We start from the raw sequence: 14037 nt of genomic DNA on the forward strand, positions 1-14037 counted from the left end.
AGAAAGGGAACGAACGGCGCGCGTGTCGGCGCTCCGCTCAGGGATAGAAAGCTTCGACGCGGTAGCCCGCGATCGGTGGCAGTGCCGCCGCCTCGCTGGCCGACAGGGTCAGCGGCAGCGAGGCCGCACGGTCGGCACGCGCCGCCAGCACGCCCGGCGCGCCGTAGTCATTGGGCGTCAGCACGCGCCGCACGACGGCCTGCTCCTGCGTGTCGAGCAGCGACAGTTCGATCGCCGGCATGGCAAGCGGCACGGTCGCGGCATTGCGCAAGGTGAAGCTCAGACGGTAGTCGTTGCCGCCGCTCTTCTCGCGCGCGAAGGCCGCGCCCTCGATCACGATGTCGCCGATCTGGCGCAGCGCCGCGAGCTCGCAACCGGTGTACTGGCACAGCGCCGACAGGGCGGGCCGCAAGCTCGGCTGGCGCGCCACGATGCCGTCGCGCTCATGGCGAACGACCTGCACGATAAGGACCAACGCCGCAAGCACGGCCAGCACCACCAGCAGACGGCGCACGCCCTTGCGCTGCCAGAAGCCGGCGGCCTTTTCGGCCGGCTCGTCTTCTTCGGCAAAGGGATGGTCTTCAGGCGCCTCGAAGGTCGCAGAGAGCGAGAAGTCGGGCTCACCTTCGGCACGGATGCCGGGGCCCGGCAGCGGCGCGGACGCCTCTTCGTGTTGCGCGTCACGCGCCTTGGCGTTCGCGATCTTGGCCGACTTGGCGCGCGCACGGCGCAGCGCCTTCTGGATCAGGAGCTGGTCGTGGTCTTTCTCTTCCTGCTCGCGCTCCGCGGCCGCGCCGTCGTCGTTCTCGCCGGTCGCTGCAACCAGCCCGCGCAGCGCTGAGCTGCGCGGCAGGTCGGGCAAGGGCGGCGCAGGCGGCGGCGATGCGGGCGGCGGTGCGCCGAGGTTCAGGTCGATGTTCGGAAACGGCGGCAGCGAACTCGCGGGCGGACGCCATGCGGGTTCGGTGGCATCGAGGTCGGACCAGGGCTCGTCCGCGGCGAGGCCGTGTGCGGGCAGCGTCAGTTCGAAGGGCAGCGGGGATGCAGCCGGCGCGACGTTGGTGGCGGTGGTCGACAATCCGGCTTCGTCTTGAGGGGCTGGCGATGGCGCCTGCGGCTCGGACTCGTCGTCGAGAAAGTCTGCCTCCTCAACCGCCGGTCGTGCGGCCGCCAGGTCGATGCGCACGTCCTCGAAAGACGCCACCAGTGCGGCCATCGAAGACATCGGCGAAGGTGACGGCGTGGGCGCGGGTGCCGGCGCGGCAGGCGCGGACACCGCACCGTCGGGCGCCTCCTGCAGGTCGAGCGTGGCATCGAACACATGGCTGCATCGACCACAGCGCACCCAGCCGTCCGAGATGCGAAGCTGGTCGCGCACCACCTTGAAGGTGGTGGTGCAGGCGGGGCAACGCGTGACGAGGCTCATGACCGGGCGATTGTAGGGTTGGGCCCTCGCCGTGCAGGCAGGTGCCCCGGGGCGCCCGCGGTGCGAGCGCCCGGCCGCGCGCTTCAGCAGCGCGCGGTCATGAGGATCCAGCCGTCCTCGGTGTCGCTGACTTCGAGCGCGGCGTACGGCGCATAGGCTGCCTTGAGCTCGTCAGCCTGGCGCTCGAGGATGCCGGCCAGCACCAGCGAACCGCCGACGGCCACGTGGCTGCGCAGCAGCGGCGCCAGCACCTTGAGCGGCGTCGCGAGGATGTTGGCGAGCACCGTCTGGTACTCGCCCTTCGCCGCTTCGGGCAGGCCTGCGTTCAGCTGCACGCCGTTGGCCTCGGCGTTGAGCCGGGTCGAGGAGACCGCGGCTTCGTCGATGTCGACGGCGTCGATGTTGCGCGCACCGAACTTGGCCGCGCCGATGGCCAGGATGCCGGAGCCGCAGCCGTAGTCGAGCACGCGCTGATCGGCAAAGGCGCCCTCGCCTTGCGTCGCGATCCAGCGCAGACACATGCGCGTGGTCGGGTGCGTGCCCGTGCCGAAGGCCAGGCCCGGATCGAGCCGGATCACCTGCTTGGCTTGGGCCGGCGGCTCGTGCCAGGTGGGCACGATCCAGAATTCGGGCGTGATCTCGACCGGCGCGAACTGCGATTGCGTGAGCCGCACCCAGTCCTGGTCCGGCACCGGCGCCACACCGAGCACCGCGCAGCCTTCGAAGAAGTCCTGCAGCGCGAGCACCGAGGCCGCCTCGTGGGCAGCCGCTTCGTCGGGGAACAGCGCGATCACGCGCGAACGCTGCCAGCCCTCCTTGGGCGGCGGCATGCCGGGCTCGCCGAACAGGGCCTGCTCGGCATCGGTCTGCGCATCGGCGTCTTCGACCGACACGCTCAGCGCATCGAGTGCGTCGAGCGCATCGCCGAGCATTTCGACCCGGTCTTCCGGCGCCATGAGGCGGAGTTCAAACATACAGGGCGTTGCGCGTGGACTCAGCGCTTGTGCGCTGCGAGCCACTCTTCCAGGTAGTGGATGTTCGTGCCGCCGCTCATGAACTTGGCGTCGACCATCAACTCGCGGTGCAGCGGCATGTTGGTCTGGATGCCTTCGATCACCGTCTCGTTCAGGGCCGTGCGCATGCGCGCCATGGCCTGTTCGCGGGTGTCGCCGTACACGATGATCTTGCCGATCATCGAGTCGTAGTTCGGGGGCACGAAGTAGTTGGTGTACACGTGCGAGTCGACGCGCACGCCCGGGCCGCCCGGCGGGTGCCACATGGTGATTCGACCCGGCGACGGCGTGAACTTCCACGGGTCTTCGGCGTTGATGCGCACCTCGATGGCGTGGCCGCGCATCTCGATCTGGCGCTGCGTGAACGGCAGCTTCTCGCCGGCGGCGACCATGATCTGCGTCTTCACGATGTCGATGCCGGTGGTGAACTCCGTGACCGGATGCTCCACCTGCACGCGCGTGTTCATCTCGATGAAGTAGAACTCGCCGTTCTCGTACAGGAACTCGAAGGTGCCGGCGCCGCGGTAGCCGATCTTCTTGCAGGCGGTGGCGCAGCGTTCGCCGATCTTCTCGATCAGCTTGCGCGGAATGCCGGGGGCCGGCGATTCCTCGATCACCTTCTGGTGGCGGCGCTGCATGGAGCAGTCGCGCTCGCCCAGGTAGACGGCGTTCTTGTGCTTGTCCGCGAGGATCTGGATTTCGATGTGGCGCGGATTCTGGAGAAACTTCTCCATGTACACGGCCGGATTGTTGAAGGCCGCGCCGGCTTCCGCCTTGGTCATCTGGATCGCGTTGACCAGTGCCGCTTCGGTGTGCACCACGCGCATGCCGCGGCCACCGCCGCCGCCTGCCGCCTTGATGATGACCGGGTAACCGATCGCACGGGCGATGCGCTTGTTGGTGGCGGCGTCGTCGGACAGTTCGCCTTCCGAGCCGGGCACGCAAGGCACGCCAGCCTTGATCATGGCCTGCTTGGCCGAGACCTTGTCACCCATCGTGCGGATGTTGTCAGGCGTCGGGCCGATGAACTGGAAGCCGCTTTGCTCCACGCGTTCGGCGAAATTGGCGTTCTCGCTCAGGAAACCATAGCCGGGGTGGATGGCTTCGGCGTCGGTCACCTCGGCGGCCGAGATGATGGCCGGCATGTTGAGGTAGCTCAGGCCCGAAGGCGCCGGGCCGATGCACACGGCTTCCTGCGCCAGCTTGACGTACTTGGCTTCGCGATCGGCTTCGGAATAGACCATCACGGCCTTGATGCCCATTTCGCTGCAAGCGCGCTGGATCCGAAGGGCGATCTCCCCCCGGTTTGCAACCAGAATCTTCTTGAACATGCTTACTCGATGATGAACAGCGGCTGGCCGTATTCGACCGCCTGGCCGTTTTCGCCGAGGATCTGCGTGACCGTGCCGGCCTTGTCGGCCTCGATTTCGTTGAGGATCTTCATCGCCTCGATGATGCAGAGCGTGTCGCCCTCGTTCACCTTGCTGCCGACTTCGACGAAAGCCGCGGCGCCCGGGCTGGACGAACGGTAGAAGGTGCCGACCATCGGCGACTTCACGGCATGGCCGCTCGGTGCGGCTTCGACGGCGGGGGCCGCGGCAGCCGGAGCGGCAGCACCGGCCACGGCGGGCGCTGCCACGGCGGGCGCGGCGGCCAGGGTCTGCACGTACTGGACGGGGGCGGCACCGCCACCCTTGACGATGCGGACCTTGCCTTCGGTCTCGGTGATTTCCAGTTCGGAAATATTCGATTCGGACACCAGATCGATCAGTGTCTTGAGTTTGCGCAGATCCATGGGACTCCAGTGCCAGCTTTGCCGGTCTTTAGGAAAGAACTTGACCGAAAACCGTCGATTTTCGGCGTTTGGCGTCTAACGCCAGCTTGTGTATTTAAATTCTAACCGTGAACAAGTTGGCGTCGCCAAGCGTCCAGGTCGGTCGTTTCAAGCTTGCCCATTTTACGAGCCAGCACCGAACCGTCGGCATGGAGCACCAAGGTGAACGGCAGGCCGCCCCCCGTGTTGCCCAGATTCTTCACCAGTTCCATGCCCTGCAAGCCGGCCAGCGCGGTCGGGTAGGTGACCGGCGTGCGCTGCAGGAACTTGCGCACGGCGCTGGGTTGGTCGATGGCCAATCCCACCACTTGCCAGCCGTTGGCGCCATGTTCGCGGAAAAAGGCGTCGATCATCGGCATTTCTTCGACGCAGGGCGGGCACCACGTGGCCCAGAAGTTGAGCAGCACGGGCTTGCCGCGCAGGCTCGACAGGGCCAGCTCGCCGCCCTCGGGGCGCTCGAAGCGCTGGTCCCAGAACATGGCGGCATCGAGCTTTTCGCCGCCGGTGGCCGCGACGCCGCTGTCATTGCGCTCCCGCCACCAGGCGCCGGCAATGCCGGCCGCGGCAGCGACTGCCGCCACGCCGGCATACAGCATGCCGCGTCGTGTGGGCGTTGAAGTCATTACTGGTCCTTTTCTTGTTCAATGCGTCGGCGCAGCGCGTTCAGGTCGCCGCGCGGCGCGCGCCCCTGGGCGTCAGGCTTGAGAGCGCCGCGCAGGTCGTCGAGGTCGTACACCAGCAGGTGGACCCCGATTTCCTCGCCCAGCGCCCGGCTCGGCGCGTGGACGCTGAGGGCTTCGACCTGCTCGCCATGGAAGCCGGTCACCATGCGCGGCTCGTAGTCCACGTGGTGATCGATCAGGGCGATTTCGGCCGACTTGGAATCATCGCAGAACAATTGAATATAAATGTCTGACAAACGCGTGGCCGTGCCGTGCCAGACGGCGCCGCCCACATGCGGCCGGAACACGGCCATGCGCTCCATCCACTCGAGCGCGAGCAGGCGCAGCGCGTGCAGTTCCTGGGGCTGGGTGTCGGCGCAGAAGACCGCGATGTAGTCGCGCACCTCGGCCTCGACCTCGTCGTTGTTGGGCAGCGCGGTGCGCGTCGGGAGGCCGAGTTCGCGCAGCGCCCGGCGCTTGGCCGGGCCGTACTCGAGCCCCTCCTCGACGACGAGTCGGGCGGCAACGGCGGCGATTTCACGCTTGGACGTGTCCATCGGGGCATTTTGCCCGCTGCGGACGTCCCTCACATGAACATCAGTACGACGCCCGGGGCGAAGCCGTCGGGGCACCCGCAGCGCCTCCCTAGAATTGGCCGATGCACATTCATATTCTGGGTATCTGCGGCACGTTCATGGGCGGTGTAGCCGCCCTCGCACGCGAAGCAGGCCACCGGGTCACGGGCTGCGACGCCGGCGTGTACCCCCCGATGAGCGACCAGCTGCGCGCGCTCGGCATTCACCTGATCGAAGGCTTCGGCGCCGACCAGCTGGCCCTCGCCCCCGACATGTTCGTGGTCGGCAACGTGGTCTCGCGGGCCCGGCTGCCCGACGGCAGCCCCAAGTTCCCACTGATGGAAGCCATCCTGGACGCAGGCAAGCCCTACACCAGCGGCCCGCAGTGGCTGGCCGAGCACGTGCTGCAGGGCCGCCACGTGCTGGCGGTGGCCGGCACGCACGGCAAGACGACCACCACCTCGATGCTGGCCTGGGTGCTCGAACAGGGCGGCAAGGCGCCCGGCTTCCTGGTCGGCGGCGTGCCGCTGGACTTCGGCGTGTCGGCCCGGCTCGGCGACGGCCCGGCCTTCGTGATCGAGGCCGACGAGTACGACACCGCCTTCTTCGACAAGCGCAGCAAGTTCGTTCACTACCGGCCGCGCACCGCCGTGCTGAACAACCTGGAGTTCGATCACGCCGACATCTTCGACGATCTGGCCGCCATCGAGCGCCAGTTCCATCACCTCGTGCGCACCGTGCCCGGCACCGGGCGCCTGGTGGTGAACGCCACCGAAGAGAGCCTGCAGCGCGTGCTGGCCCAGGGCTGCTGGAGCGAACTCGCCCGCTTCGGCGACGGCGGTCCGGCCACGGAATGGCAGGCGCGCGGCACGCACGACGCCTTCGATGTGCTGCACCGCGGCGAAGTGGTCGGCCGGGTCGAGTGGGCGCTCTCGGGCCTGCACAACCAGATGAACGCGCTGGCCGCCATCGCGGCGGCCGACCACGTGGGCGTGCCGCCGGCCGATGCGGCCCGCGCGCTCGGGCGCTTTCGCAACGTGCGCCGCCGCATGGAGCTGCGCGGCACGGTCGAGGGCCAAGGCGGCGCGATCACCGTCTATGACGATTTCGCCCACCACCCCACCGCGATCCGCACCACGCTCGACGGGCTGCGCAAGAAGCTCGACGACGCTGGCAAGCAAAGTGAGCGCATCCTCGCGGCCTTCGAACCGCGCAGCAACACGATGAAGCTGGGCGTGATGGCCGCGCAGCTGCCGTGGAGCCTGGAATCGGCCGACCTGTCGTTCTGCCACACGGCCGGCCTCGACTGGGACGCGGCCGCCGCGCTGGCACCGATGGGCGCACGCGCCCAGGTCGCCGGCGCCATCGAGCCGCTGGTGCAGCAGGTCGTGGCCGCGGCGCGGCCCGGCGATCACATCGTCTGCATGAGCAACGGCGGCTTCGGCGGCGTGCACGAGAAACTGCTGGACGCCCTGCGCGCCGCCCACGGATCATGAACGGCATGCGCGCGCGTGAACTGATCGACACCCTGAAGCTCCAGCCCCACCCCGAGGGCGGCTGGTACAGCGAGGTGTTCCGGTCGGCCGCGAGCGTGGCGCCCGCCGACGGCCGCGCGCCGCGCAGCGCGCTGACCAGCATCTATTTCCTGCTCGAAGCCCACCAGCATTCGCGCTGGCACCGGGTGCTGTCCGACGAAGTCTGGGTGCACCTGGAAGGCGTGCCGCTGGCGCTGTGGACCTGCGACGCTGCGATGCGGACCGCGCCGGCCCACGTGAAGCTGGGCCCGGTCGATGTGCACGGCACCCGGCCACAGCACGTGGTGCCCGCCGGCCAGTGGCAGGCCGCGCGCCCGATCCAGGGCCACGCGGCGGGCGACTACACGCTGGTCGCCTGCATGGTCGGGCCGGGCTTCGACTTCGCGGATTTCTCGCTGGTGCCGCAGGGCAGCGACGAGGCGGCGTCGATGCGGCACCACTGGCCCGACCTGGCCAGCATGCTCTAACTAACTAGTGCGCTTCAGCCCCGGCGCTGCTTGACGGCTTGAGACAGCGTCTCGAGCACCTGCACCGAATCGTCCCAGCCGATGCACGCATCGGTGATGCTCTTGCCGTACTCCAGGCCCGAGAGCTGGTCCTTGCCCGGCGTGAACTTCTGGGCGCCCGCCTGCAGGTGGCTTTCGATCATCACGCCGAACACGCGCTTCGAACCGCCGGCGATCTGGTCGGCGATGTCCTTGGCCACGTCGATCTGCTTCTGGTGCTGCTTGGAGCTGTTGGCGTGGCTGCAGTCGACCATGAGCGTGGGCGGCAGCTTGGCGGCTTCGAGGTCCTTGCAGGCGGCTTCGACGCTGGCGGCGTCGTAGTTCGGCGTCTTGCCGCCGCGCAGGATCACGTGGCAGTCGCGGTTGCCGTTGGTCTGCACGATCGCGACCTGCCCGTTCTTGTGCACCGACAGGAAGTGGTGGCCGCGGGCCGCCGCCTGGATGGCGTCGGTGGCGATGCGGATGTTGCCGTCGGTGCCGTTCTTGAAGCCGATGGGCGCCGACAGGCCCGAGGCCAGTTCGCGGTGTACCTGGCTTTCGGTGGTGCGCGCACCGATGGCGCCCCAGGCGATCAGGTCGCCGATGTACTGCGGCGAGATCACGTCGAGGAACTCGCTGCCCGCCGGCAGGCCCAGGCGGTTGATATCGATCAGCAACTGGCGCGCAATGCGCAGGCCTTCGTCGATGCGGTAGCTCTCGTCCAGGTACGGATCGTTGATGAGCCCCTTCCAGCCGACCGTGGTGCGCGGCTTCTCGAAGTACACGCGCATCACGATCTCCAGCGTGCCGGCGTACTTGTCGCGCTCGGCCTTGAGGCGGCGGGCGTATTCGAGGGCCGCGGCCGGGTCGTGGATCGAACACGGGCCCATGATCACCAGCAGCCGGTCGTCCTTGCCGGCCATGATGTTGTGGATGCCGCGGCGGGTGCCGGTGATCAGCGTTTCGATCGGCGTGCCGCGGATCGGGAAGAAGCGGATCAGATGTTCGGGAGGGGGGAGCACGTTGATGTCCTTGATGCGTTCGTCGTCGGTCTTGCTGGTTTTTTCGACGCTCGCATACCAGCTGTCGCCGGCGGGAGGGGTGTTCGTGCTCATGGTTCTCTTCCTTGTTGGTGTGAATGAAAAATCGTCAGGGCATAAAAAAACCGCCGGGGGCTGGAAGCCACCGGCGGTTCTGGGAGGGTGTTCGTTTGCTTTACGCGCTCGCCTCTCGTCCGCCGGAAACCGGGAACCAAAAGTAGGCAAAAAAGTAAGCGCGGAGGGCGGACATGTGGGCGGAATGTAGCACGGAAAACAAAAACCCGGCCAGGCGGCCGGGTCGGTGTTGTTTTTACCTGTAGCCGGATTCGTTGGCGTTGTGAATGATCCAGATCAGGTTGCCGCTGCTGAAATCGCCCATGCCGCCGCCCGCGAAGATCAGGCGGCCCTGGCCCTTGTAGGTCATCTCGAAGCGATGGCGATCGCTGCCGAAGTAGAACGGAATCCAGGCCTTGCCGGTGATGTAGGCGCCCTGGTCGGTGGGCTGGCCGGCGAGGTCGGTGACCTGCTTGGTGCTCATGCCGATCTGCAGGCGCGTGAACTTGCTGTTGCGCGCCGGATTGCCGGTGATCTCGCCTTCGAAACCGTTCAGGCCCTTGACGGTGCGGCCGCTGCCGGCCTCGACCTTGGACGAATCCACCACGTTGCCGCGTGCGTCCATGCCGGCCTTCGAACCGCTGGGCGCCGCAGGCGCGGCGGCGGCCGGGGCGGGTGCCGGTGCGGCGGCGGGCTGGCTGCCCGAACCACCGCGCGATGCGCAACCGGCTGTGGCCAGCGCGACCACGGCGGTCGCGGCCCACAGCACGGCGGGCGAATTGATCCTGTTCCCCATTGAAATGCTCCTTGATTCGTCGTTCGCAAAAAAGGAGCGCAGCTTAGCAACCGAATGAAACAACCGGCAAGTGCCGAAAGTCCTAAGCCGTTCCACCTACCGTCAGGCCGTCGATGCGAAGGGTCGGCTGGCCGACGCCCACGGGCACGCTCTGGCCTTCCTTGCCGCAGGTGCCGACACCCGAATCGAGCGCCATGTCGTTGCCGATCATGGTCACGCGGGTGAGCGCGTCGGGGCCGTTGCCCACGATGGTCGCGCCCTTCACCGGGTACTGGATCTTGCCGTTCTCGACCCAGAAGGCCTCGCTGGCCGAGAACACGAACTTGCCGCTCGTGATGTCGACCTGCCCGCCGCCGAAGTTGGTGGCGTACAGGCCCTTCTTGATGCTGGCGACGATTTCCTGCGGGTCCTTGTCGCCGCCGAGCATGTAGGTGTTGGTCATGCGCGGCATCGGCACGTGGGCGTAGCTCTCGCGGCGACCGTTGCCCGTGGGCTTGACCTTCATGAGGCGGGCGTTCATCGAGTCCTGGATGTAGCCCTTGAGGATGCCGTCCTCGATCAGCACGTTGCGCTGGCTGGCGTGGCCTTCGTCGTCCACGTTGAGCGAGCCGCGGCGGTCGGCGATGGTGCCGTCGTCGAGCACCGTGACACCCTTGGCCGCCACGCGCTGCCCGATGCGGCCCGAGAACGCACTCGAGCCCTTGCGGTTGAAGTCGCCCTCCAGGCCGTGGCCGATGGCTTCGTGCAGCAGGATGCCGGGCCAGCCCGAGCCGAGCACCACGGTCATCTCGCCGGCCGGGGCCGGACGGGCGTCGAGGTTGGTCAGCGCGGCCTTCACGGCGTGGTCGACGTACTCGGCGATCTGCGCATCAGTGAAATAGGCTAGGCCAAAGCGCCCGCCGCCGCCGCCCGAGCCGACCTCGCGGCGCCCGTTCTGCTCGGCGATCACGGTGACCGACAGCCGCACCAGCGGCCGCACGTCGGCCGCCAGCGTGCCGTCGGCGCGCGCCACCATCACCACGTCGTACTCGCTGGCCAGGCCGGCCATGACCTGCGCCACGCGCGGGTCGCGCGAACGGGCGAGCTGCTCGACCTTTTCGAGCAGCTTCACCTTGGCCGTGCTGTCGAGCGTGGCGATGGGGTCGATGCCGCCGTAGAGCGAGCGGCTGGAGGCGATCTTGCGCGGCACGGTCTTCACACGCGCGGTGCGACCGGCGGAGGAAATGGAGCGGACCGTGCGCGCCGCGTCGAGCAGCGAGGCCTCGGAGATATCGTCCGAATAGGCAAAGGCGGTTTTCTCGCCGCTCACGGCGCGCACGCCGACGCCCTGGTCGATGCTGAAGCTGCCGGTCTTGACGATGCCTTCCTCGAGGCTCCAGCCCTCGCTGCGGGTGTACTGGAAGTACAGGTCGGCATCGTCCACGCGGTGCGCGGTGATCTCGGCCAGGGCCTTGCTCAGGTGCGATTCGTCCAGGCCGAACGGCGTGAGCAGGAGCTGTTGCGCTATAGCCAAGCGCTCGATGGTGGGTTCGCGGGAGATCATGACTGCCATTCTAGGCAGCCGCCCCCGTCCGTGCCGCCCCGGGGGACTCTAGTTCTGGGCGAGTTTGCGGGCCCGCGCGATCGACATCAGGATGCCCAGCCCCAGCCCCAGCGTGACCATGGCGGTGCCGCCGTAGCTGATGAACGGCAGCGGCACGCCCACCACCGGCAGGATGCCGCTGACCATGCCCATGTTCACGAAGGCGTAGGTGAAGAAGATCATGGTCACCGCCCCGGCCAGCAGGCGCGAGAACAGCGTGGGCGCGTTCAGCGCGATGGTCAGCCCGCGGAAGATCAGCAGGATGAAGGCCGCGATCAGCGCCAGGTTGCCGATCAGGCCGAACTCCTCGGAGTACGCCGCGAAGATGAAGTCGGTGGTGCGCTCGGGAATGAACTCGAGGTGCGTCTGCGTGCCCTGCATGAAGCCCTTGCCGCCCACGCCGCCCGAGCCGATGGCGATCATCCCCTGGATGATGTGGAAGCCCTTGCCCAGCGGGTCCTTGCTGGGGTCGAGCAGCGTGCACACGCGCTGCTTCTGGTAGTCGTGCAGCACGCGCCAGTCGACGCCGTCGACGCACAGCTGCGACTCGAAACCCACGATCAGCGTGATGGCCACCGCGCCGAGCACCACGGGCGGCACGATCAGCTTCCACGGCAGCCCGGCAAAGAAGATCACCGCCAGCCCGGCCGCCAGCACCAGCAGCGAGGTGCCCAGGTCGGGCTGCTTCATGATGAGCCCGACCGGCACCGCCAGCAGCAGCGTCGCCACCACGAAGTCGAGCGGGCGCAACTGGCCTTCGCGGCGCTGGAACCACCAGGCCAGCATCAGCGGCATCGCGATCTTGAGGATTTCGCTGGGCTGGATCACCACGCCCACGTTGATCCAGCGCTGGGCGCCCTTCTTGGTGATGCCGAAGAGCGCCACCGCGATCAGCAGCGCCACCCCCGCCGCATAGAGCGGCACGGCGAACGCCATGAGCCGCTGCGGCGGCACCTGCGCCACCACGAACATGATGCCGCCGGCCAGCAGCATGTTGCGGCCATGGTCGAGAAAGCGCGTGCCATGGTCGTAGCCGGAGGAATACATGGTGAGCAGCCCGGCAAAGGCGAGCAGCATCACGGCAAAGGCCAGGAAGCCGTCGAAGCCCTGGAAGATGGGCGCAATGCGACGCGCCAGGGAGGGCTGGTTGAACACGGCAGACATGATGGGGGCGGATTATCCCCGCCCCGCCCGCCCCTTCAGTCGAAAACGAGCTGAACGACCGTGCGCCCCGGTCGGCTTTCGATCGCCAGCCGGGCCCCGATGGCGGCGGCGCGCTTGGACAGCGCCTCCGGCACCTCGGCGGCGTCGAAGCCCACGCCGTTGTCGATCACCCGCAGGCGCACGGCCCCGTCGCGCGCGTCGGCCTCGATGCGCAGGGCGCTCGCATGGGCGTGCTGCAGCACGTTCGAGATGGCCTCGAACAGCAAGAACTGCAGCTGCCGCGTGGCGTGGGCGTCGAGCTGCGTCACCGGGGGCAGCTCGTCCACGCCCCACTCGAAGGCGATGTCCGCGGCGGCCAGCCGAGGCTCCAGCCGGTAGCGCAGCGCCGCCAGCAGCGCGCCGATGTCGCCGGGCGGCAGGTGGATGGAGTCGATCGACAGCTTGAGCTGGTCGAGCGAGTCGCGCAGGGTGCGCAGCAATTCCTCGGGGCTGGTCTGGCCCGACTGCAACTGGCGGATCGCCGAGCTGATGTGCGAGCCCACGCCATCGTGCATGTCGCGCAGGATGCGCTCGCGCTCGTGGGTGCGCGCCTGGTCGCGCGCCACCTCCTCCAGCTCGGCGTAGGTGGAGGCCAGTTCGCGCTCGCGCTGCGCCACCCGGTCGGCCAGCGTCTTGACCCAGCCGCGCGCCTGCACGCTCGCGAAGTGGAAGCGCCGCAGCACGATCAGCAGCAGCGCCACGCCGAACATCACCGAGGAATAGCGCACCCAGGTGGTCTCGCCGTAGGCGTCGCTCAGGCGGATCACCAGCCAGTCGCGCGTGCCGAAGGCCACCGTGACCAGCGCGGCGCCGGCCACCAGCAGCCGCTCGACGCTGGGCCGGCGCACCGTGGCGACGGCAAAGGCGATCACGAAGCCGACGACGATCGTGATCTCGACCGCCAGCCAGGCCGTGAGCCAGCGCGGCTCCTCGCGGTTCAGCGCCAGCCAGGTGAACACCACGGTGCCGACCACCACGGCCGCCGTCGGCCAGCGCACCCAGCGCGTGCGCGGGCTCTGCGCCCAGTCCGCAAGGTGGTAGCAGAACATCATGGCGGACGCGGCCCAGCCCGCGTAGCAACCGGCCATCAGCACGCCCCACAGCTGCCACGGCAGCGGCGGCTCGGGAATCATGGCGTCGGCCACGCGCAGCGCCCAGCAGAACTCGGCGACCGCGGCCCAGAAGTAGAGGGCGTCGCGCTGGCGGCGGCCGGTCGCGCCGGTGTCGACCTGGGTGAACCACAGCGCCAGCGCGATGCTGCCGACGATGAGGCTGAACGCGGTCAGCAGCACCGACCCCGTGAAGCGCCAGGCGTAGGCGCCTTCGAACAGGGCGGTGCGCACCGGCGTCGCCGGCCCGATGGTGACGCGCGACAGGCCGGCGCGCCGTTCGCTGTCGGCGCGGATGCGGATCTGCAGCAGGTTCTCGCCCTCTTTCAGCAGCCGCCCGGGCACCGGCACGTAGACGGGGGCCTTGGCGTAGTCGGCGCGGTTGCCCTGGCCGAGGTCACCATAGGACTGCAGCAGCGCGCCGTTGAGCTGCACCTCGAAGACGCTGCCGGCGCGGGGAATGAAGACGCCCCAGGGCACCTCGGGCAGGGCCTCGACCCGGAACGGCAGCTCGAAGCTCGCAAAGCCGGTGCGGCCGCGGTGCCGGCGGTCCCAGTGGTAGGACAGGTCGACCGCTTCGGTCTGCACGACGCCATCGATGGTGGTGGTCACCCTGGCGTGACGCAGCTCGATCGGCCCCTGCGCCTCCCCTGCGGCGGCGCCCCCCGCGGCCAACAGCGCCGCCAGCCCGAGCAGGCACAGGAACGCCAGCCGCCGCAGCAT

At 68.4% G+C, this 14037-nt stretch carries 13 protein-coding genes; 2 read left to right on the forward strand and 11 right to left on the reverse strand.

Annotated features, from left to right (window positions below; all coding sequences use genetic code 11):
• Window positions 1-37: 37 nt before the first annotated feature.
• The 6 genes from ACAM52_RS23960 to ACAM52_RS23985 all read right to left on the reverse strand — a co-directional run bounded on the left by ACAM52_RS23960 (window position 38) and on the right by ACAM52_RS23985 (window position 5492).
• The gene (locus ACAM52_RS23960) at window positions 38-1426 is read right to left on the reverse strand and encodes a zinc-ribbon and DUF3426 domain-containing protein (protein WP_369644741.1); all 1389 of its coding nucleotides are present in this window, start codon (window positions 1424-1426) and stop codon (window positions 38-40) included.
• A gap of 83 nt (window positions 1427-1509) precedes the next feature.
• Complete coding sequence (gene prmA, locus ACAM52_RS23965) at window positions 1510-2400, reverse strand: 50S ribosomal protein L11 methyltransferase (protein WP_369644742.1); 891 nt, start codon at window positions 2398-2400, stop codon at window positions 1510-1512.
• Between the two features lie 20 nt (window positions 2401-2420).
• A complete protein-coding gene (gene accC / locus ACAM52_RS23970; protein ID WP_307695591.1) occupies window positions 2421-3770 on the reverse strand; it encodes an acetyl-CoA carboxylase biotin carboxylase subunit in 1350 nt (449 codons plus the stop codon).
• 2 nt (window positions 3771-3772) lie between these two features.
• Window positions 3773-4234, reverse strand: coding sequence for an acetyl-CoA carboxylase biotin carboxyl carrier protein (accB, locus tag ACAM52_RS23975; protein WP_070060113.1), 462 nt, complete (start codon window positions 4232-4234; stop codon window positions 3773-3775).
• 101 nt (window positions 4235-4335) lie between these two features.
• Entirely contained in the window at window positions 4336-4896 is a 561-nt protein-coding gene (locus tag ACAM52_RS23980) for a TlpA disulfide reductase family protein (RefSeq protein ID WP_062481237.1), read from the reverse strand.
• Window positions 4896-5492, reverse strand: coding sequence for a hypothetical protein (locus ACAM52_RS23985; RefSeq protein WP_062481235.1), 597 nt, complete (start codon window positions 5490-5492; stop codon window positions 4896-4898). Before ACAM52_RS23985 ends, ACAM52_RS23980 begins: the two co-directional genes overlap by 1 nt.
• A gap of 101 nt (window positions 5493-5593) precedes the next feature.
• Here ACAM52_RS23985 and mpl point away from each other — a divergent pair, with 101 nt between their 5' ends.
• Both mpl and ACAM52_RS23995 read left to right on the forward strand, forming a co-directional pair.
• Window positions 5594-7006: a UDP-N-acetylmuramate:L-alanyl-gamma-D-glutamyl-meso-diaminopimelate ligase gene (gene mpl / locus ACAM52_RS23990; protein ID WP_369644743.1), complete on the forward strand. Its 1413-nt coding sequence runs from the start codon at window positions 5594-5596 to the stop codon at window positions 7004-7006.
• On the forward strand, window positions 7003-7512 hold the full coding sequence (locus ACAM52_RS23995) for a cupin domain-containing protein (RefSeq protein WP_369644744.1): 510 nt from the start codon (window positions 7003-7005) through the stop codon (window positions 7510-7512). Before mpl ends, ACAM52_RS23995 begins: the two co-directional genes overlap by 4 nt.
• A 14-nt stretch (window positions 7513-7526) precedes the next feature.
• Here the strand turns inward: ACAM52_RS23995 and ACAM52_RS24000 are convergent, their stop codons facing one another.
• The 5 genes from ACAM52_RS24000 to ACAM52_RS24020 form a co-directional block, all read right to left on the reverse strand.
• Complete coding sequence (locus ACAM52_RS24000; protein ID WP_101491181.1) at window positions 7527-8645, reverse strand: 3-deoxy-7-phosphoheptulonate synthase; 1119 nt, start codon at window positions 8643-8645, stop codon at window positions 7527-7529.
• Between the two features lie 235 nt (window positions 8646-8880).
• Window positions 8881-9420 (reverse strand): hypothetical protein, encoded by a 540-nt coding sequence (locus ACAM52_RS24005; protein ID WP_062481228.1) that lies wholly within the window; start codon window positions 9418-9420, stop codon window positions 8881-8883.
• 82 nt (window positions 9421-9502) lie between these two features.
• Complete coding sequence (gene tldD / locus ACAM52_RS24010) at window positions 9503-10963, reverse strand: metalloprotease TldD (RefSeq protein WP_070060116.1); 1461 nt, start codon at window positions 10961-10963, stop codon at window positions 9503-9505.
• Between the two features lie 48 nt (window positions 10964-11011).
• Window positions 11012-12166, reverse strand: coding sequence for a rod shape-determining protein RodA (rodA, locus tag ACAM52_RS24015; protein WP_062481224.1), 1155 nt, complete (start codon window positions 12164-12166; stop codon window positions 11012-11014).
• A gap of 35 nt (window positions 12167-12201) precedes the next feature.
• A complete protein-coding gene (locus ACAM52_RS24020; protein ID WP_369644745.1) occupies window positions 12202-14037 on the reverse strand; it encodes a sensor histidine kinase in 1836 nt (611 codons plus the stop codon).

The sequence above is a fragment of the Variovorax sp. V118 genome, from assembly GCF_041154445.1.
In the GTDB taxonomy this organism is placed as follows: domain Bacteria; phylum Pseudomonadota; class Gammaproteobacteria; order Burkholderiales; family Burkholderiaceae_C; genus Variovorax; species Variovorax boronicumulans.